An 18,298-nucleotide genomic window follows, 5' to 3' on the forward strand; every position below is an offset into this window, starting at 1 on the left:
CTAAAAAAACTCTGTTTGCCTCTAATATTTAACATATTAATATTTTTATAGATTGAAATAATGGAAAAAATAATGATAGCTTTAAAAGCAAAAGGTTAACTATAATTAGCGAAATGTGAGATTTATAATAAAAAAAAGATTGATTATTATGTCTTGTATTACTAAAATTGCTATCTTTACGTCGCACATTAATATATAAGAACTATGAAGCGATTATTATTATTATTATCTTTTATCGGGAGTGTTTTTTTATCGGTCTATGCTGCTGATACGGTTTATGTTCGTGAAACACAAATTCCTATCCTTATTGAGCGTCAGGATAATGTTCTCTATTATCTCCGGCTCGATGCCCGTGACAGTCATCAGTTGGATGAAATAGTCCTGAACTTTGAGGATGGGACTAACTTAGTGGATATTCAAGCTGTGAAGTTGTATTATGGAGGTACTGAGAGCCGTAATATCATGAGTAAAAATCGTTTTGCGCCGATGGGTTATATGACTAATTTTACACCCGGTAAGACGATGGCTGCCCTACCTTCTTATTCTATATTAAAGTCGGAAGTTAAAAAGCCGGAGCAGAAAGTCGTGTTAGAAGGAAAACAGAACTTATATCCAGGTATCAATTATTTCTGGATCAGTTTGCAGATGAAGCCGACTACTCCTTTAACGGATAAGTTGAAGGTGAAATTGACTTCTGTATCTTTGGATGGGGTATCTGCCCCTATTAATGTAGTTTCTGCGGATGATATAGAGCATCGTATGGGTACAGGTGTACGTCATGCAGGGGATGATGGAGTTGCTGCCTATCGTATTCCGGGGTTAGTAACAACGAAGAAAGGGACGCTACTGTCAGTGTACGATGTCCGTTATAATAACAGTGTGGATTTGCAGGAACATGTTGACATAGGCTTGAGCCGCAGTATAGATGGTGGACAAAGCTGGGAAAAGATGAGAATTCCTTTGGCGTTTGGTGAAGACGGTGGGCTTCCGAGTGCACAAAATGGAGTAGGAGATCCGGCAATATTGGTAAATGATAAAGATAATAGTATCTGGATTATCGCTTTATGGACACATGGAATGGGAAATCAACGTGCATTCTTCCATTCGGTAGAAGGTATGGATAAAGAGCATACGGGGCAACTGGTATTGGCTAAGAGTACGGATGATGGTAAAACATGGTCTGCCCCGATAAATATTACCAAACAGGTGAAACATCCTTCCTGGCGCCTTCTTTTCCAAGGTCCCGGTCGCGGAATTACCATGCAAGATGGTACTTTGGTGTTTCCTATACAGTTTGTAGATTCGGCTGGAATGCCGCATGCCGGTGTCATGTACAGCAAAGACAGTGGCAAGAACTGGAAAATACATAATCCTGCTCGTAGCAATACCACCGAAGCTCAGGTCGTGGAAATAGAACCGGGGATACTGATGCTGAATATGCGTGATAATCGTGGGGGGAGTCGTGCTGTTTGTATCACTAAAGATTTGGGTGAAACTTGGATTGAACACTCGTCTTCACGCAGTGCATTGCGTGAACCGGTTTGTATGGCAAGCCTTATCAGCGTGAAGGCAAAAGATAATTGCCTGAAGAGAGATATTTTGCTTTTCTCAAATCCGGATACCACCAAAGGACGGCACCATATTACTATCAAGGCGAGTCTGGATAATGGAGTGACGTGGTTGCCCGAACATCAGATAATGTTGGATGAAGATGAGAGTTGGGGATATTCCTGCTTAACGATGGTTGATGCTGAAACAGTAGGTATTTTATATGAGAGTAGTGTGGCACAAATGACTTTCCAAACTGTAAAATTGAAGGATCTTATTCGTTGAACTTGATAAAAACTACTATATACATTATATTATATACTATGAAGAAATTTTTTTATTCATTTTTTTGTATTCTTATTCTCCTGCTCGGTTTCGGGTTAGATAATGCAAATGCTCAAGAAGAATTGTCTGTCCCTCATTCTGAAGATGTAGCTTGGAATAGAATTCCTCAGAAATTGTATGCTACTTGGACTACAACGAACAATCAAGTAGATAAGTTTGGCTGTCCGTCTACTTCCGGCTTGGTAAAACGGTTGACGCTGACCGGTTGGCGAGGTGAGCGTTGCCGTGGCACGTATGGCGGAAGTCCCTTTATGGAGTAAAGAACATTTAATGCCATGCGTCCGTTGATGGAGCGTTTGGCAAAGGCCGGACAGCGTGGCATTACGGTTTCTGTGACCCATAAACCCTGGAATGGGCAAACTTATGATTATTTTGAAAATATGATAATTGAAATCCGTCGGGTAGATGGTTCATGGATATACGATTTTACTTTGTTCGATCGTTGGATAGAATTTATGACATCTTGTGGGGTCGGTCCTTATATCTATTGTTATTCTGTCATTCCTTGGAATTTGACTTTCCGGTATTATGATCAGGGTACAAACTCCATGGTTGACCGTAAATTCAATGTGAATGATTCTGCTTTTGATGATTATTGGGTATCTAAATTAAGTGTATTTGCAGCGCACTTGAAGTCGAAAGGTTGGTTTGACCATACTGTTATCGCGATGGATGAGCGTCCAGCTGAAAGTATGAAAGCTGCTTTACGTGTGATACGAAAAGCTGATCCGGACTTCAAGATCTCCTTGGCAGGAACTTATCATGAGGAGTTGGATGATGAAATCTATGATTATTGTATTGGATATAACGATAAATATCCTGAAGGTGCGATAGATGCCCGTCGCGCTAAAGGTAAAATAACTACTTTCTATACTTGCTGTACGGAGCCTTTCCCTAATACCTTTACTTTCTCACAACCTGTCGAAGCGACTTCTTTTGCTTTGATTGCTGAAGAACGGAACTTAGACGGATATTTGCGTTGGGCATACAATAGTTGGGTAAAATCGCCTTTTCAGGATAGCCGTTTTACTGCTTGGGCGGGAGGTGATACTTACATCGTATATCCGGAGAATAATTCTTCGGTACGTTTTGAAAAGTTGATTGAAGGTATACAGATGTTTGAGAAAGTACAGTTGTTGAAAGCTGAGGACAAACATAGTCGGAATATACGTAACTTACTGCAACCGTTTGCTTATGATCGCATCAATAAAATTGATTTACAGAAAAATATCAATAGACTGAGTGAGTATTTAAATAAATAAGAATACTAAAAATGGTAGAGTGATAAGGTGATGATGGGACGCTGCTCTGACAGTACATCTGTATAGTTAGAAAAATAGTCGCATAGTCATGTTATTGCTCTATCACTTTAAAATTATCATTTACTTGTTTTTGCCCTGTATCTTTCTTCCTGGATTTTTTGTACCTTTGTTCGTGATTTAATTCAATGACTTGTAATGAAAAAGATTTTTCCTACTACCAGGATAAAAGGACTGGATACATACACTATAGAAAATGAACCGATTGCTTCTATCGATCTGATGGAGCGTGCTTCTCAGGCATTGGTAAGGAGTATTTCTGAACGCTGGAATTCGGATACTCCTTTTATGGTTTTTGCCGGACCGGGGAATAATGGTGGAGATGCATTGGCAGTGTCTCGTCTATTGGCTGAAAAAGGATATAAACTAGAAGTTTACCTGTTTAATACTAAAGGCTCTTTATCACCGGATTGTGAAATAAACAAGGAACGATTAGTGAATGTTGCGGGAGTAGATTTGCATGAAGTGACTTCTCAATTTGTACCTCCGATGTTGACTGAAGAGCATATTGTGATTGATGGTCTGTTTGGTAGTGGGTTGAATAAGGCTTTGAGTGGTGGTTTTGCTGCTGTGGTAAAATATATTAATGCTTCGTCTGCTAAAGTGATTTCTATTGATATTCCGTCTGGATTGATGGGAGAAGATAATACTTATAATGTACAAGCTAATATTATTCGTGCTGATTTGACTTTGAGCTTGCAATTACCGAAATTGTCGTTCCTTTTTGCTGAAAATGAAGCATATGTCGGTGAATGGGAATTATTGGATATCGGACTGAGTGAGGAGGGCATTAAAGATACGGAGACTGATTTCTATCTGTTGGAAAACGAAGATATGTCAGAACTATTGAAACCTCGTGATAAATTTGCGCACAAAGGGAACTTCGGTCGTGCTTTATTGATAGCAGGTTCACAGGGTATGGCGGGAGCTTCGGTACTTGCTGCTCGTGCCTGTTTGCGCTCTGGAGTAGGCTTGTTGACTGTACATGTACCTTTTTGCAATAATTTTATAGTACAGACTTCTGTGCCTGAGGCTATGACAGAACTAGATATCAGTGAAACTTGTTTCACTTTACCCACAGATACGGATGATTATCAGGCAGTAGGTATCGGTCCGGGTTTGGGAAGATTTATTGAAACCGAATCCGCTCTGTTTGAACAGATTGATTCTTGTCAAACCCCAATGGTAGTAGATGCTGATGCTTTAAATATTTTGGGAGAACGTCGTAGTTATATCGGACGTTTGCCTAAAGGTAGTATTCTGACACCACATCCCAAAGAGTTGGAGCGTTTGGTTGGTAAATGTCAAAATTCTTATGAGCGATTGATGAAAGCGCGTGAACTGGCAAAAACAGCTGGAGTACATATTATCTTGAAAGGTGCCTATTCTGCAGTAATTACCCCTGAAGGAAAATGTTATTTCAATCCAACAGGAAATCCGGGGATGGCAACGGGAGGTAGTGGTGATGTACTTACCGGAGTAACATTGGCTCTTTTGGCACAAGGCTATAAAACCGAAATAGCCGCCTTGTTGGCTACATACGTGCATGGATTGGCAGGAGATATTGCCTGTAAGAAGCAGGGAACAATAAGTATGACGGCAGGAGATATCGTTAGTTGTTTGCCGTTGGCATGGAGGATGTTGGAAGAGTAACGTCCCCCTACACCTTGTCACTTTATAGCTTTTTTATTTTCTTGTCGTAATATGGAAGCATCCTTGTTTCAGCTCATATTTGATGTAGCATTTGTCTGCTTTCTTCAGATCGCGTAAAACTTCAGATAAAACAAGCTTTAGAGTATCTGCACTTACATCTTGTAATGGGCGACCGTCTTCATCTTCTATTTTTTGAAAACGTTTCCAACTGACATCAAACGTAGTACCATAGGAATGAGCAGAGTTGGCTGATGCATTACCATTACGGCGACGTAGGCGCTTAACGTCATCTTGGGTGCGAAGGACAGAGGTCACGATGACCTTGTTCGGATTTAAACCTTTGGCAACTAATGAATCGAGAAAATTACTTCCAATGGTATCCAGCAAAGATGCTGCTCCGGGAATAAGAAAGGGAATAGAGTGGGTCAATGAATCGACTGCATACAGTTCATTTGTCGTGATATGTTTTAGCTTTTCTTTCATTTTCTCTGCTTCTTCGCGTGAGACGAGTGGACGGATACCGACAACTTTAGCTATATTCAGATGCTTTTCATTCAGATCTCCGAAAGAGCGTCTATAACTGATAACTCCATGGATATTATGTGGCTCGTTCAATTTGAGTGACATATCTTTTTTTTTACATCCGGTAAGAGTGGAAGTGAATACGATACCGGCTAATAATATGAAGGAAAGAATGCGGTGGTTATAATGTATCTTCATTTCTAATTTATGTAGATTAGTGTAATTTGTGGTGAAATCTCTTGCAAAGATAAACTAAACCCTTGAAACTATCAGAATAGATTACTGCTTTTTGCGTGGCTTTTCATACCTTTTTGTAAGATGGGTTGTACCTTAGCATAAAAAAACATCAAGCTTATTTTATTCTGCCTTTGGTTTACACTATCTTTGTACCGTTTTTATACTTCAAAAGAAATCAGAAAGAGAACGTGCAACGATATTTCATTTATTTGGCTTATGACGGTACAGCCTATCATGGCTGGCAAATTCAACCCAATGGGGTGAGTGTACAGGAATGTTTGCTGAAAGCACTTGCAACCTTATTACGTCGTGAAGTAGAAGTTGTAGGGGCTGGACGTACGGATGCCGGTGTACATGCTTCTCTGATGATAGCTCATTTTGATAGTGAAGTACCTTTGGATACCACTTTTATGGCCGATAAGCTGAATCGTCTTCTGCCTCCTGATATTTCTGTTTATCGTTTGCGGCCGGTAGTACCTGAAGCACATGCTCGTTTTGATGCTACATCGCGTATGTATAAGTACTACGTTACGACTTCCAAGATACCTTTTGACCGTCAATATCGTTGCCGCCTTTTTCAAGTTCCCGACTTTGAACGTATGAATGAAGCAGCGCAGACATTGTTTGATTATACCGACTTTACCAGTTTCAGCAAGCTGCATACGGATGTCAAAACCAATAATTGCAAGATAATGCATGCCGCCTGGACTCAGATTGACGAAGTCACCTGGGTATTTACCATCCGCGCCGACCGTTTTTTGCGTAATATGGTGCGGGCTATCGTAGGTACTCTGCTCGAAGTAGGTCGTGGTAAACTCACGGTTGAGGACTTTCGCCGTATCATTGAACAAAAAGACCGTCGCCGGGCCGGAACTTCTGTCCCCGGAAATGCGTTGTTTTTGGTAGATGTAACCTATCCTGAAGAAATATTTTTAATGAATAATGGACAATCATCAACTATCAATTATTAATTAATCGAATGTGGTTATTACTTGCTTTTCTCTCAGCGGCGTTGCTGGGGTTCTATGATGCCTTTAAGAAGCAGTCGCTCCGTGATAATGCTGTGCTTCCCGTTTTATTCCTGAACACAATATTTTCGAGTTTGGTATTTCTTCCGTTCATATTGATTTCTGCTTTTATGCCTTCGGTCTTAGGAGGTACGATGTTTGATGTTCCTGTTGTGGGATGGGAAGTACATAAATATATTGTTATTAAATCTTTTATCGTACTTTCTTCTTGGATATTCGGCTATTTTGGTATGAAACATTTACCACTTACTATTGTCGGCCCGATAAATGCAACACGTCCTGTAATGGTGTTAGTGGGTGCGATGCTGGTTTTCGGTGAAAGATTGAATTTATATCAATGGATTGGTGTGATGCTTGCCGTATTGTCTTTTTTTATGCTGAGTCGTTCCGGAAAGAAAGAAGGCATTGACTTCAAGCATAACAAATGGATCTTTTTTATTGTACTCGCCGCAATAACTGGAGCTGTCAGTGGACTATATGATAAATATCTGATGAAACAGTTCAATCCGATGTTGGTACAATCTTGGTATAATGTATATCAGGTGTTTATCATGTGCCCCATCATTCTTCTGTTATGGTATCCCAAACGGAAAGAGAGCACGTCATTCCGTTGGGACTGGACTATCATTTGTATATCTATTTTTCTTTGTGTGGCAGACTTTGCGTATTTCTATGCATTGAGTTATCAAGATTCTATGATTTCTATTATTTCTATGGTGCGTCGTGGTAGTGTAGTAGTATCTTTCCTTTTTGGTGCTCTTTTTTTCCGTGAAAAGAATTTAAAAAGTAAAGCCATCGACCTCATTTTAGTGTTGATTGGAATGTTCTTCCTATATTTGGGGAATAAATAAAATTTCATATTGTTATGGCAGAGGATTTCTACATCAGTCAGGGCACCAAAGAAGATAAATATCTTATTCTACTTCCTCAAATAAATGGCTTGCTTACTGGCGAAGAGGATTTAATAGCCAATTTGGCAAATGTGTCGGCTGCACTGAAAGAGACTTTCGGCTTTTTATGGGTGGGGTTTTATCTTGTGAAGGGAGAAGAGTTGGTTCTTGGTCCTTTTCAAGGACCGATAGCCTGCACGCGCATTCGTAAAGGGCGTGGAGTTTGTGGAACGGCGTGGGCGAAAGCTGAAACTTTGGTTGTATCTGATGTTGATGCGTTTCCTGGACACATAGCATGTAGCTCGCTGTCCCGGTCAGAAATTGTAGTTCCACTTGTTGGTCCGGATGGTGAGGTATGGGGTGTTCTTGATGTAGATAGTGAGAAATTGAATAGCTTCAACGAAATAGATGTGCGCTTTCTGGAGAAATTATGTACTTGGTTGTGAAATTTCAATTTGTAGTTGATAATATGTAATGAATGAAATAATGAAAAAGTCGATAATCTTTTTGTTTTTAACTACTATATGGATATGTTCTTTGCAGGCTCAACAGGCGAAGAGTTATTTTATCAATATGCCTGATTCTATGAGTCCACTGCTTACATCCGTCAATCGTGCAGATTGTATAGATTTTCTAGAGAGTAAAATGAAAGCGGAAGTAACCAATCGTTTTGGCGGTAAATCAGAGATGACGGAATTGACTCCCGATTATATCCATATGCAGATGACCCCTCAGAGTACCTGGCAGATGAAATTACTTGCTGTGAATGATAGTACAAAGATTATATGTACTGTTTCTACTGTTGGTGCTCCAGCTTGTGATAGTGATGTTCATTTCTATACTACTGATTGGAAAGAGTTACCTACCGGAGCTTATCTGCCCATACTTCCTGTGATGGATGACTTCATAATGGATGCCCCTGATACGGTAGATCTTTATGATTATCAGGATGCTCGGCGTCAGGCAGATATGTTGTTGATGAAAGCTGATCTTTCTGCAAAAGATATTACGTTGACTTTTACCTTTACAACTCCTGATTATATAGAAAAAACAACGGCAGAAAAACTAAAACCATTTCTCCGCCGTCCTGTGATTTATGTTTGGAAAGAGGGAAAATTTATAGTCCCATAACCTTCACTCTATCACTTTACTTTAATTCTGTCAAATCCTTCTCCGTATACTCCAATGACTGCACTCTGTGATACGAATGCATTGGGATCTATATCCTTTATTAATCGGAAAATAATAGTGGATTCCCGTTTCTTGGCGAGAATGAATAACATTTTTATTTCTTTTCCCGTATAAAAACCGGAGGCGTTGATTACAGTAGCGCCTCTATGAGGATATACTTGGATGTGTTTAGCAATTTCTTCGTACTTATCACTGATAATGAAAAACTGTACCGATTGGCGGGCACTGTTCACTACTTGGTCAAGCACAAAGCTGCAGATATACAGGGTGACGTATCCATATACTACTTTTTCCCAATCCTTCAGCACAAAGTAACTAGATGATATAATTATCAGGTCGCAGATTAACATTACTCTACCCAGTGTGATGTCGCGATACTTATTGATAATTGCTGCAATAATATCCGTTCCTCCAGTACTGCCGTTGTTGGAGAATGCGATTCCGATACCACCTCCACAGAAAGATGCACCGATGACACAGGCCATGAAAGGTTGGTCATGTAATAATTGTACGCCTATGGTCAGTTTTTGGATGAGTGATAAAAAAAACGTTAGCGTAAATACGGCAAAGATAGTTTTGATACTGAATTTCCACCCTAAAATTCGGATAGCAAGTAGTAACAATAAGAAGTTGATGGCGAAATAGGCGTATTGTACAGGTAGTCCTGTTGCGAAATAGACAATGGAAGCAATACCTGGCACACCGCCTGTAGTAATGTCATTAGGCAGTAAGAATACTGTCCATCCGATACCATACATAACCATGCCTACGGCAATCATTAAATAATCTCTCAGTTCACGAAATGTGTTCTGTCGAGAAGGAATTATTACATTCATTTGTAGTTTGTTATTAATCATTTAAAATCGGCTGCAAAGATAAGGTTTTTTTTATCAAGGTATTCTTTGCAAGGCGTTACTTTCTTTGTTTCTTACTTTTGAAAAAAAATAACTACTTATGCAACCAAAGTATTTTTTCTTACGTCTAATAAATAAAAAATAGAAATATGAAACTGAATAAAATAATGAAATTGAATTATTCAATGGATGAAATCCGTATTAAAGTAGAGGAATATATAAAAAATGTGGGTCAGGTAGTTGGTCGTCCTGTGCTTATAACCTATTATGTGATGAGTGCTGAAACTACTCCTAAAAGTGAACGGACAAATATAATGTTTGCCTTAATCGCTATAGTATTTCCTACCAGTATAGATGATGTCTTGGGGCAAATCTTTATGATGGGTAAGGGGATTGCAGCTGTCTATGCTTATAGGAAAGTAAAAAAGTATATTACTCCTCAGATAAAAGATAGGGTGGAGGCTAAGTTGGATGAGTGGTTTCATAATAACGTAACTGAATTGAAACCTGTTTATTGGATCAATGAATAAACCTGAGGGGTAAATTTATAAATTGTAATCTTTGTCTCCAAATTAATTGCTTATGGAGTTAAATGGTTATCACCTTCTTCTTCCTGAAGGAACTTTGGATTACTTTGATCTTGTTGATGTGAAGGAAAGCGTGAATGAAGTTTTCATATATCTTGAGGAGAGGAATCAGATCCCCGAGAAGTATGCTGTTCAAGAAACAGAAAGTAAAGGGTTTTATGAGCCTATTGTTGTTCAAGACTTTCCTCTTCGTGGCAAGAAAGTCTTTTTGAACTTCCTTCGTCGTCGTTGGATTTTGAAGAGCAGCAATGGTATATTTCCCGCAACTGGCGTATGGTGGCTGAGGGTACTCGATTGACGCAAGACTTTGCGTCCTTTTTAAAAGAACTATATTGATAATTATCCGATCAGTTGCAAGCTATTGGGTACTTTATATGGCGTTGATGGGGATTTATTTGAACGTCAATATCGCCCATTTAAGTGATTACCTACACTGGGATCAGCTTTCTCACGCAGAGAACTGGCTCCTGTTTGAGAAGAACCTTGGTGCCTACGTCTGCATCGACAAAGTGGCTCTATCCCGTGGAGAATTCTATGCTGTGTTGATTAATAAAGAGGTTCACAGTGGTAAAGGCAGTATTATTGGTATCATTAAAGGTACGGATGTTTGCACGGTTAACTCTGTCCTGCTTAAACTTTCGCGTCGTCGCCGCTACCAGGTGCGTGAGATAACATTGGATATGCCTCCCAATATGGAACAGATTGCTCGGACTTGCTTCCCTGCTGCCAAACGGGTTACGGATCGTTCCATGCACAGAAATTAGTGTATGAAGCGGTTCAGGAGATACGTGTGAAAGCTCGCTGGGAGGATTTGGACGAAGAGTCCATACAGATAGCTTACGCAAAGGCCTGCGGAAAGATGTATCATGCGCCCGTTTTCGCTAATGGAGATACAAGAAAACAGTTACCGGCAAGGAGTATTTATCTGCTTTACAAAAAAGAATCGCTATGGACTCAGTCTCAAAGGATACGGGCCGAGATTCTATTTAAAGAATATCCCGATATAAAGAAAGGATATTATATGGCCATGCGGTTAGGATCAATCTATCATCAGTGTAAGTTTAAAGATATGGCTTTGACAAGGCTTGCAAGGTGGTATGATGAAGTAGACAAATCGGGGTTCCTCACCTTTGGAAGGGTAGCGCGCTCTATACAAACGCACTATCTGAATATAATAAACTTCTTTGAAAGAAGGGCTACCAATGCAGCAGAATCATTTAATGCTAAAATCAAAGCGTTCAGAGCACAGTTCAGAGGAGTAAGAGATAAAGCATTTTTCTTGTACAGACTCGCTAAATTATATGCATAAAAACGAAATCCCTCAGATTCTTACGTTAATCCGGAAAATGATGTAACAGCGTAACAAAAATAAGAAATCCTGATAGTAATATCAGGATTTCTCTTAAGAGCGGAAGACGGGGCTCAAACCCGCGACCCTCAGCTTGGAAGGCTAATGCTCTATCAACTGAGCTACTTCCGCAGTTTTTTGTGGGCAAAGATGGATTCGAACCACCGAAGGCGTAAGCCAGCAGATTTACAGTCTGCCCCATTTGGCCACTCTGGTATTTGCCCTTTTGCTCTTAAGAATTTAAACCCAATTCTTTTATTAAGTAGGTTTGTTTCTCAATTGCGGTGCAAAGATACTACTATTTTTGTAAACTCCAAGCAAAATCTATCATTTTTATTGCAGTAATTGCACATTCATCACCTTTATTACCAAGTTTGCCACCTGCACGGTCTTCGGCTTGTTCCATTGTGTTGGTAGTAATTAAACCGTAAATTACTGGTACATCGCCACTTGCATTCAATTGGGTAATTCCTTGGGTTGCTCCCATGCAAACATAGTCAAAATGTGGGGTGTCTCCACGAACTACACAACCAATTGCAATAACGGCATCTACTTCGCTGTATTCGATAATTTGATTGGCGCCAAAAGTCAATTCGAAACTTCCAGGGACTGTTTTTATTAGGATATTCTCGTCTTTGGCTCCATGTTTTTTTAATGTATCAACGGCACCTTTCAAAAGAGCACCGGTTATATTGTAGTTCCATTCGGAAACTACGATGCCGAATTTCATATCTTCAGCATTAGGAACGGAATTAAAATCATAATCCGAAAGGTTATGGTAAGCTGTTGCCATGATATTCTAAATTAAGAATTAAAAATTGAATGTGGAATAAAAAAGACACAAATTATACGGAATTCACGGTTTAGACATATCCGTGTTTATCCGTGTAATCTGTGTCTATAATATGGTGTGTATACTAAAATCTGAATTACTTCTTCAACAGTTTGGCTTGTTCGATGTACTTATCGATATCCATTGCCTGATAAGAACGGAAGTATTTATCCTTAATAGCAGTATATGCTTTGATAGCATCATCATATTTACCTTGTTTTACTAGGATTTCTCCGGCTTGTTTCAAGTAGATAGGACTAAGTGAATTATTATTTGCTTCATCAGCGGCTTTCAACAACATAGAAGCTGCTTTATCGAGCTGACCTAACTGAGCGTAGCAGTTACCCATAGCACCTTTCATGGCAGGAGCTACCATCTGATCGTCGCCACTGAAACTATCCAATGCTTTCACAGCTTCTTCATATTTACCGAGGTGAGCGTAACAGATCCCTGCGTATGCTTTTGCAAGATTAGCAGCATCCGTACCACTGTATTGATCTGCAATTTTGAGGAAACCTACATAACCGATACTATCACCATTCAAAGCTTCTGCGTATGCATCTGCTTCAAAATATTGTTGTCCCTGGAACAAAGCAGCTTGTGCTTTTTCTTCACGAGGTGCAGCATAAAGGTTTTTGTACATTACTATACCGGCTATGATAATAATTATAGCTAAAATTACACCGATGATAGTTTTTTTGTTCTTAATGAGAAATGCCTCAGATTGTGTGAGTGCGTCTTCCACGTTTAAGGCGTCGTTCTTCTTGTTCTGTTCTGCCATTTTTATATATTCTTTTTGTTATTATTCGTATATAGTTAATTCGACTCGCAAAAGTAAGTTTTTTATGGCTATCAAAGAAATTTAGCGGCATCTTTTTTTATTTTACATCCGAAAACCCCGAAATTCTTCCTATTTTTGCAAGCTAACATATCGTTGCTATATGATACTGAAACGTATATCCATACTCAATTATAAGAATTTGGAACAGGTAGAGCTTTCTTTTTCTCCTAAGCTGAATTGTTTTTTCGGACAGAACGGCATGGGGAAAACGAACCTGTTGGATACTGTTTACTTCCTTTCTTTCTGTAAAAGTGCAGGTAATCCTGTCGATTCGCAGAACATTAGGCATGAAGCTGATTTTTTCGTTATTCAGGGATTTTATGAAGCTGCTGATGGTACCCCTGAAGAAATTTATTGTGGAATGAAACGACGGCAGAAGAAACAGTTCAAACGGAATAAAAAAGAATATACCCGTTTGTCTGACCATATAGGTTTTATACCTTTGGTGATGGTGTCACCTGCTGATGCAGTATTGATAGCTGGAGGAAGTGATGAACGTCGTCGGTTTATGGATGTAGTGATTTCCCAGTATGATAAAGAGTATTTGGATGCATTGATACGATATAACAAAGCTTTGATGCAACGAAATATTTTGTTGAAGAGCGAAACGCCGGTAGAAGAAGAACTTTTTCTGGTGTGGGAAGAAATGATGGCACAGACGGGAGAAATTGTATTTCGTAAACGTGAGCAGTTTGTACGGGAGTTTATTCCCATTTTCCAGTCTTTTTATTCTTTTATATCTCAAGATAAAGAGAAAGTTGATTTGACCTACGATTCTCATGCGCGTAATGTTTCCTTGTTGGAGGTTTTGAAGGAAAGTCGTACACGCGATCAGATAATGGGATACTCGCTTCGTGGTGTACACAAGGACGAACTGAATATGCTACTTGGGGATTTTCCTATTAAGCGAGAAGGTTCACAAGGACAGAATAAAACTTATCTTGTGGCCTTGAAGTTGGCGCAGTTTGATTTCCTGAAGCGTACAGGAACTACCATACCATTACTGTTACTCGATGATATTTTTGATAAACTGGATGCTTCGCGAGTGGAACAAATTATCAAGTTGGTGGCTGGTGATAACTTTGGTGAGATCTTTATAACAGATACAAACCGAGAACATTTGGATCGTATTTTGCATAAAGTGGGTAGTGACTATAAAATGTTTCGCGTAGAACAAGGTGTTGTGTCGGAAATGGATATCATTGCCGAGAATGAGGAGGTTGAAGAATGAAACGGAATGATGCGGAACAGATTGGTAAATTGATACGGACTTTTCTTCGTCAGGAAAGCCTGGAATCGCCTCTGAATGAACGGCGGCTCATCAATTCGTGGGGAGAAGTACTCGGTCCCACCATTGCTTCTTATACTCGGGAACTTTATATTAAGAACCAGATACTCTATGTACATCTGACATCTGCTGCTCTACGTCAGGAATTGATGATGGGGAGAGAACTGTTGGTACATAATTTAAATCGTCATGTGGGGGCACAGGTAATTACGAATATCATATTTAGGTAGAACGAATTGTTACTTCAATATTATGCTAGTAAATTATCATTTATCTTTTTTTCATCATTAACTTATCTGTCCTCTTAATTTTTAACGTCTCTAGTTCTTTTATGGCTCGGGCATAGTAAACAGGAATTTCCAAATCCAGATTACAATGCGCATCCATTCCGATGATGGCAGTACAGCCTTCATTAGCGGCAATATGCCAAAATTCCGGACAAGGATAAGTAGTTATTCCATGAGCTTCATTGTAAGCGACATATCCGATGTTATATTCCAGTGGTATATTGAGACGTGCGGCGGCACGGCAGATGTGACGGCTGACGGATGTACAATGATGGTCAAATCTGAGATACGAACGCATAAACAGATCTGGATGGGCGAGACAACAATATAAACCACTTTCCATACCTTCTATAGCACTTTCTTCATAGAGGTCGAGCATGTCTCGGTTGTTGGTATGATGTCCAAAATAAGGGAATTTTTCGTCTGTGTGATAATGATGATTACCGAAAATAATATAATCCAGTTGATATTTTTTGATTTGTTCTTTCAACCAGGGGATATAGTCAGGGAAATACTCACATTCAAGTCCTATCTTAATATCGATTTGTTCGTGGTATTTCTCACGAAGTACTTGTATACTGTTCACATAATCAGGTAATTCTTCGGGGAGCATTCTCATATCAGCTACATAGTGAGTACGATATTTCCACGGAGTATGGTCTGAAAAACCGAGAACCTGAAAGCCACCTTTAATGGCGCTACGGACATAATCTTCGTCACTTCCTGTGGCATGCATGCAGCGGGTGGTATGAGTATGATAATTAGTTTTCATTGTAAGTTATGATTTCATCCATACGGATGTCGAACGATTCCGCAGGAACTTCTTCTACGATTTGAAATGGAAAACAAATACCGGCTTTGTAAGCCGAAGGAATATGGGGTAACAAACGATCATAATATCCTTTACCACGCCCCAACCGGTTACCTTTAGTGTCAAAAGCCACACCGGGGACTACGATAAGGTCAATCAAGGCATAGTTGGTAAATAATTCTCCCATGGGCTCCTTGATGCCAAACGCACCCTGAACAAGTTCTTCAGGAGTCGTATATTTACGTACTTCCAGCTCATTGCCTACTACTACCGGGAGTAATATCTGTTTTTTACTGCTCCATTTCCGGATAAATTCATGCGTATCCACTTCATCTTTCAATGAGTGGTAAAGCAACACAGTATGTGCTGTCCTGAAAGCCGGATGTGTTTCAAGGGCGGCAAGTATCTTAGCAGACTGTAACTGAAGCGTAACGGTAGAGTTGTGAAGGGTTCTCAACAGAGCTATACGCTTGCGCAGTTCTTTTTTTCTTTCCATCATCTTTCTTCTCTTCTTCCTGACTGGTTTGTTGCGGTGCTTTTGGGAAAGCATCGTTGTTTTCAAGAACCTCCAGTGCTTTTTTCACAGTAGCGTCACTTTCATTGGCATATCGGATATAAGATTCTTTTCCTAAAATATTATAGATAATATTACCATAAAGATTTCTTTCTAATAATTTATAAGAACGATGTATCAACAGATTACGCCTTTTGATGCCTTTGGAGTCAGCAAAACGTATGAACTGTTCCACGATACCCTGATGACGTAGATATTTCAATAAATCCTGCTCATTATCAAATTCACTCAGTTTAGCACGATTGTGGTCAGTATATTGGAAGCTGAATTGTATTAACAATCCCTTGTTGCTCACTTCTATCAGATAGGAAGATATACCGGTAGTATCTTGCGGAACGAATATATCCGGCATAATACCGCCTCCACCATAAACGGGGCGTCCCAAACCTGTGGAATAACGCAGGTTCTCATCAAGTTTGATACTATCTTTGGAGAAGAACTCACCATGCTCATAGCGAGTAAGCCAGTCCATTTCATATTTACTGTCCTTACCACTTTCATAGGGACGTTGTATACATCGTCCCGACGGAGTGTAATAACGTGCGATGGTCAGGCGGATGGCGGAACCATCACTGAAGTCGATAGGTTGTTGAACCAATCCCTTACCGAAAGAACGGCGTCCTACGATCGTTCCACGGTCATTATCCTGAATGGCACCGGCAAAGATTTCGCTGGCTGAAGCGGAGCCTTCATCCACCAATACCACGAGTGGCATTTTTTGGCAACTGCCTGTCCCGTTGGCATATTCTTCCATGCGAGGATATTTACGGCCGTGTGTATAAACTATCAGTTTGCCTTCGGGCAGGAATTCATTTACCATTCGGGTAGCGGCTTCCATATAACCACCGGTATTACCACGCAGGTCGATGATAAGTCCTTTACACTTTTGATGGCTCAATTGGGCAATCGCATTCAGTAGTTCGATGTGAGAAGTGCGGCCAAATTTACTGACCTGTATATAGCCGAAATCATCGTTAATCATATAAGCCGCATCAATCGTGTTCTGTGGGATGTCACCACGGGTGATGGTGAAGTCCAGTAACTCTTTCTCGGTGGCACGTTTCACACCCAGTTTGACTTGTGAACCTTTCGGACCTTTCAGGTTACGCATGGCCTTTTCATTCGTAAGTCCTATACCGGCGAACAGGCTATCATTCACCGTCACGATACGGTCACCTGCCATCAGTCCCACTTTTTCGGAAGGACCTCCCTGAACTACGCTGTTTACGTGTATGGTGTCCTCCTGTATGGTAAACTGGATGCCGATACCGCTAAAACTACCTTCTAGTTCAGAGTTCACTTCTTCCAGTTTCTGTGCCGGAATATAAGTGGAGTGGGGGTCAAGCTCTGCCAATATCTGTGGCATGGCTTTTTCAACCAAGTCTGTCATGTTGACACTATCCACATATTGGTCATCAACAACACGTAGCAAGGCATTCAGCTTGTTGGATGAACCATTGATGATCCCCAAACGGTTTCCTGCAAAATGTCTGGCATAAAACGTTCCGATAAGAATACCCGCCACTACGCTGATTGCAATGATAAGTGGGGTAAAGCGGGAAGAGTTTTTTGTACCCATGATATTTATTTACGATTTAACGATTTACGATTTGGCTTCGCTCAAAACATCTCTTATTATTTATTAATGTGTAGTTTCGATTGAAGTTATTATTAACCTACAATTATCAACTCTTAATTATCAACAGCAACAAACACGACCTCAATTCCTGCGCGCTTCAACAGTTCGATACCGTCTTCCAAACGGTATTTCTCTGAATAGACTACACGCTTGATACCTGCCTGGATGATAAGTTTGGCGCATTCTATGCAGGGAGAAGCAGTGACGTACATGGTAGCACCGTTACTGCTGTTATTAGAACGGGCTATCTTGGTGATGGCGTTGGCTTCGGCATGTAGCACGTAGGGCTTTGTTACATTGTTTTCATCTTCACATACGTTCTCAAACCCCGAAGGAGTACCATTATAACCGTCGGAGATAATCATTTTATCTTTGACAATTAATGCACCTACTTGGCGGCGTTTACAATATGAGTTTTCTGCCCAGATACTTGCCATGCGTACATAACGCTTGTCCAATGCTTCTTGTTTGATTTTTGTGGAGTCGTCCATGTCTTTATTATAT

The 18,298-nt window shown here is 40.0% G+C and carries 19 protein-coding genes, 2 tRNA genes and 2 pseudogenes; 13 read left to right on the forward strand and 10 right to left on the reverse strand.

The features are described from left to right. Window positions 1-204: 204 nt before the first annotated feature. The 4 genes from DXC10_RS05250 (at window position 205) to DXC10_RS05265 (ending at window position 4,865) form a co-directional block, all read left to right on the forward strand. Window positions 205-1,833 (forward strand): sialidase family protein, encoded by a 1,629-nt coding sequence (locus tag DXC10_RS05250; protein WP_117737462.1) that lies wholly within the window; start codon window positions 205-207, stop codon window positions 1,831-1,833. Between the two features lie 38 nt (window positions 1,834-1,871). Next, window positions 1,872-2,153, forward strand: a complete 282-nt coding sequence (locus DXC10_RS05255) for a hypothetical protein (protein ID WP_101544729.1) — start codon at window positions 1,872-1,874, stop codon at window positions 2,151-2,153. A gap of 15 nt (window positions 2,154-2,168) precedes the next feature. Next, complete coding sequence (locus DXC10_RS05260) at window positions 2,169-3,155, forward strand: DUF4091 domain-containing protein (RefSeq protein ID WP_233519876.1); 987 nt, start codon at window positions 2,169-2,171, stop codon at window positions 3,153-3,155. Between the two features lie 195 nt (window positions 3,156-3,350). Further along, window positions 3,351-4,865, forward strand: a complete 1,515-nt coding sequence (locus tag DXC10_RS05265; protein WP_101544731.1) for an NAD(P)H-hydrate dehydratase — start codon at window positions 3,351-3,353, stop codon at window positions 4,863-4,865. 33 nt (window positions 4,866-4,898) lie between these two features. On the opposite strand, the gene DXC10_RS05270 is transcribed toward DXC10_RS05265, so the two are convergent. Then, window positions 4,899-5,585 (reverse strand): DUF5715 family protein, encoded by a 687-nt coding sequence (locus tag DXC10_RS05270; protein WP_101544735.1) that lies wholly within the window; start codon window positions 5,583-5,585, stop codon window positions 4,899-4,901. Window positions 5,586-5,812: 227 nt separating this feature from the next. Between DXC10_RS05270 and truA the strand changes: the two genes are divergently transcribed. Genes truA through DXC10_RS05290 form a run of 4 tightly spaced genes read left to right on the forward strand, consistent with a single transcriptional unit; the run spans window position 5,813 to window position 8,673 of the window. Further along, entirely contained in the window at window positions 5,813-6,595 is a 783-nt protein-coding gene (truA, locus tag DXC10_RS05275) for a tRNA pseudouridine(38-40) synthase TruA (RefSeq protein ID WP_117737545.1), read from the forward strand. Window positions 6,596-6,603: 8 nt separating this feature from the next. Next, window positions 6,604-7,503 (forward strand): DMT family transporter, encoded by a 900-nt coding sequence (locus DXC10_RS05280; RefSeq protein ID WP_101544737.1) that lies wholly within the window; start codon window positions 6,604-6,606, stop codon window positions 7,501-7,503. Window positions 7,504-7,517: 14 nt separating this feature from the next. Then, window positions 7,518-7,988 carry a GAF domain-containing protein gene (locus tag DXC10_RS05285; protein ID WP_117737463.1) on the forward strand — a complete coding sequence of 157 codons (471 nt, stop codon included), beginning with the start codon at window positions 7,518-7,520 and terminating at the stop codon, window positions 7,986-7,988. A 37-nt stretch (window positions 7,989-8,025) separates the two neighbouring features. Beyond that, complete coding sequence (locus tag DXC10_RS05290) at window positions 8,026-8,673, forward strand: DUF3256 family protein (RefSeq protein WP_187120670.1); 648 nt, start codon at window positions 8,026-8,028, stop codon at window positions 8,671-8,673. Between the two features lie 11 nt (window positions 8,674-8,684). Here DXC10_RS05290 and DXC10_RS05295 read toward each other — a convergent pair whose 3' ends face one another. Then, on the reverse strand, window positions 8,685-9,569 hold the full coding sequence (locus tag DXC10_RS05295) for a YitT family protein (protein ID WP_117737465.1): 885 nt from the start codon (window positions 9,567-9,569) through the stop codon (window positions 8,685-8,687). A 167-nt stretch (window positions 9,570-9,736) separates the two neighbouring features. Here DXC10_RS05295 and DXC10_RS05300 point away from each other — a divergent pair, with 167 nt between their 5' ends. From DXC10_RS05300 to DXC10_RS05315, 3 genes and pseudogenes are all read left to right on the forward strand, one after another. Beyond that, window positions 9,737-10,117: a hypothetical protein gene (locus tag DXC10_RS05300; RefSeq protein WP_233519877.1), complete on the forward strand. Its 381-nt coding sequence runs from the start codon at window positions 9,737-9,739 to the stop codon at window positions 10,115-10,117. A gap of 52 nt (window positions 10,118-10,169) precedes the next feature. After that, a pseudogene (locus DXC10_RS05305) lies at window positions 10,170-10,510 on the forward strand (hypothetical protein). A gap of 47 nt (window positions 10,511-10,557) precedes the next feature. Beyond that, window positions 10,558-11,483 (forward strand): annotated as a pseudogene (locus DXC10_RS05315) (transposase). Window positions 11,484-11,581: 98 nt separating this feature from the next. Here DXC10_RS05315 and DXC10_RS05320 read toward each other — a convergent pair. From DXC10_RS05320 to DXC10_RS05335, 4 genes are all read right to left on the reverse strand, one after another. Next, window positions 11,582-11,654: transfer RNA gene (locus DXC10_RS05320), tRNA-Gly, on the reverse strand. A gap of 9 nt (window positions 11,655-11,663) precedes the next feature. Continuing rightward, window positions 11,664-11,746, reverse strand: a tRNA-Tyr gene (locus DXC10_RS05325). Window positions 11,747-11,820: 74 nt separating this feature from the next. Then, window positions 11,821-12,315 (reverse strand): 6,7-dimethyl-8-ribityllumazine synthase, encoded by a 495-nt coding sequence (gene ribH / locus DXC10_RS05330; RefSeq protein ID WP_101544741.1) that lies wholly within the window; start codon window positions 12,313-12,315, stop codon window positions 11,821-11,823. A 136-nt stretch (window positions 12,316-12,451) separates the two neighbouring features. Continuing rightward, window positions 12,452-13,135 carry a tol-pal system YbgF family protein gene (locus DXC10_RS05335; protein ID WP_101544742.1) on the reverse strand — a complete coding sequence of 228 codons (684 nt, stop codon included), beginning with the start codon at window positions 13,133-13,135 and terminating at the stop codon, window positions 12,452-12,454. Window positions 13,136-13,295: 160 nt separating this feature from the next. Here DXC10_RS05335 and DXC10_RS05340 point away from each other — a divergent pair, with 160 nt between their 5' ends. Both DXC10_RS05340 and DXC10_RS05345 read left to right on the forward strand, forming a co-directional pair. Continuing rightward, window positions 13,296-14,426 carry a DNA replication/repair protein RecF gene (locus tag DXC10_RS05340; protein WP_101544743.1) on the forward strand — a complete coding sequence of 377 codons (1,131 nt, stop codon included), beginning with the start codon at window positions 13,296-13,298 and terminating at the stop codon, window positions 14,424-14,426. Then, window positions 14,423-14,713, forward strand: coding sequence for a DUF721 domain-containing protein (locus tag DXC10_RS05345; protein WP_101544745.1), 291 nt, complete (start codon window positions 14,423-14,425; stop codon window positions 14,711-14,713). Before DXC10_RS05340 ends, DXC10_RS05345 begins: the two co-directional genes overlap by 4 nt. A 40-nt stretch (window positions 14,714-14,753) precedes the next feature. On the opposite strand, the gene DXC10_RS05350 is transcribed toward DXC10_RS05345, so the two are convergent. The 4 genes from DXC10_RS05350 to DXC10_RS05365 form a co-directional block, all read right to left on the reverse strand. Then, the gene (locus DXC10_RS05350) at window positions 14,754-15,542 is read right to left on the reverse strand and encodes a histidinol-phosphatase (RefSeq protein WP_101544747.1); all 789 of its coding nucleotides are present in this window, start codon (window positions 15,540-15,542) and stop codon (window positions 14,754-14,756) included. Further along, a complete protein-coding gene (locus DXC10_RS05355; RefSeq protein WP_101544749.1) occupies window positions 15,532-16,077 on the reverse strand; it encodes a 5-formyltetrahydrofolate cyclo-ligase in 546 nt (181 codons plus the stop codon). The genes DXC10_RS05350 and DXC10_RS05355 overlap by 11 nt, the downstream gene beginning before the upstream one ends. Continuing rightward, on the reverse strand, window positions 15,989-17,734 hold the full coding sequence (locus DXC10_RS05360; protein ID WP_101544751.1) for a S41 family peptidase: 1,746 nt from the start codon (window positions 17,732-17,734) through the stop codon (window positions 15,989-15,991). The genes DXC10_RS05355 and DXC10_RS05360 overlap by 89 nt, the downstream gene beginning before the upstream one ends. Window positions 17,735-17,847: 113 nt before the next feature. Beyond that, window positions 17,848-18,285, reverse strand: a complete 438-nt coding sequence (locus DXC10_RS05365; protein WP_101544754.1) for a dCMP deaminase family protein — start codon at window positions 18,283-18,285, stop codon at window positions 17,848-17,850. Window positions 18,286-18,298: the final 13 nt, after the last annotated feature.

Origin of the sequence: Bacteroides sp. OM08-11, assembly GCF_003438665.1 — a bacterium.
Taxonomy (GTDB): domain Bacteria; phylum Bacteroidota; class Bacteroidia; order Bacteroidales; family Bacteroidaceae; genus Bacteroides; species Bacteroides cutis.

Bases quoted from the DNA above. Each gene is read 5' to 3' on its own strand.
- DXC10_RS05250 (WP_117737462.1), top strand. From the start codon at position 205: ATGAAGCGATTATTATTATTATTATCTTTTATCGGGAGTGTTTTTTTA.
- DXC10_RS05255 (WP_101544729.1), top strand. From the start codon at position 1,872: ATGAAGAAATTTTTTTATTCATTTTTTTGTATTCTTATTCTCCTGCTC.
- DXC10_RS05260 (WP_233519876.1), top strand. From the start codon at position 2,169: ATGCGTCCGTTGATGGAGCGTTTGGCAAAGGCCGGACAGCGTGGCATT.
- DXC10_RS05265 (WP_101544731.1), top strand. From the start codon at position 3,351: ATGAAAAAGATTTTTCCTACTACCAGGATAAAAGGACTGGATACATAC.
- DXC10_RS05270 (WP_101544735.1), bottom strand. From the start codon at position 5,585: ATGAAGATACATTATAACCACCGCATTCTTTCCTTCATATTATTAGCC.
- DXC10_RS05280 (WP_101544737.1), top strand. From the start codon at position 6,604: ATGTGGTTATTACTTGCTTTTCTCTCAGCGGCGTTGCTGGGGTTCTAT.
- DXC10_RS05285 (WP_117737463.1), top strand. From the start codon at position 7,518: ATGGCAGAGGATTTCTACATCAGTCAGGGCACCAAAGAAGATAAATAT.
- DXC10_RS05295 (WP_117737465.1), bottom strand. From the start codon at position 9,569: ATGAATGTAATAATTCCTTCTCGACAGAACACATTTCGTGAACTGAGA.
- DXC10_RS05300 (WP_233519877.1), top strand. From the start codon at position 9,737: ATGAAACTGAATAAAATAATGAAATTGAATTATTCAATGGATGAAATC.
- ribH (WP_101544741.1), bottom strand. From the start codon at position 12,315: ATGGCAACAGCTTACCATAACCTTTCGGATTATGATTTTAATTCCGTT.
- DXC10_RS05335 (WP_101544742.1), bottom strand. From the start codon at position 13,135: ATGGCAGAACAGAACAAGAAGAACGACGCCTTAAACGTGGAAGACGCA.
- DXC10_RS05340 (WP_101544743.1), top strand. From the start codon at position 13,296: ATGATACTGAAACGTATATCCATACTCAATTATAAGAATTTGGAACAG.
- DXC10_RS05345 (WP_101544745.1), top strand. From the start codon at position 14,423: ATGAAACGGAATGATGCGGAACAGATTGGTAAATTGATACGGACTTTT.
- DXC10_RS05350 (WP_101544747.1), bottom strand. From the start codon at position 15,542: ATGAAAACTAATTATCATACTCATACCACCCGCTGCATGCATGCCACA.
- DXC10_RS05355 (WP_101544749.1), bottom strand. From the start codon at position 16,077: ATGGAAAGAAAAAAAGAACTGCGCAAGCGTATAGCTCTGTTGAGAACC.
- DXC10_RS05360 (WP_101544751.1), bottom strand. From the start codon at position 17,734: ATGGGTACAAAAAACTCTTCCCGCTTTACCCCACTTATCATTGCAATC.
- DXC10_RS05365 (WP_101544754.1), bottom strand. From the start codon at position 18,285: ATGGACGACTCCACAAAAATCAAACAAGAAGCATTGGACAAGCGTTAT.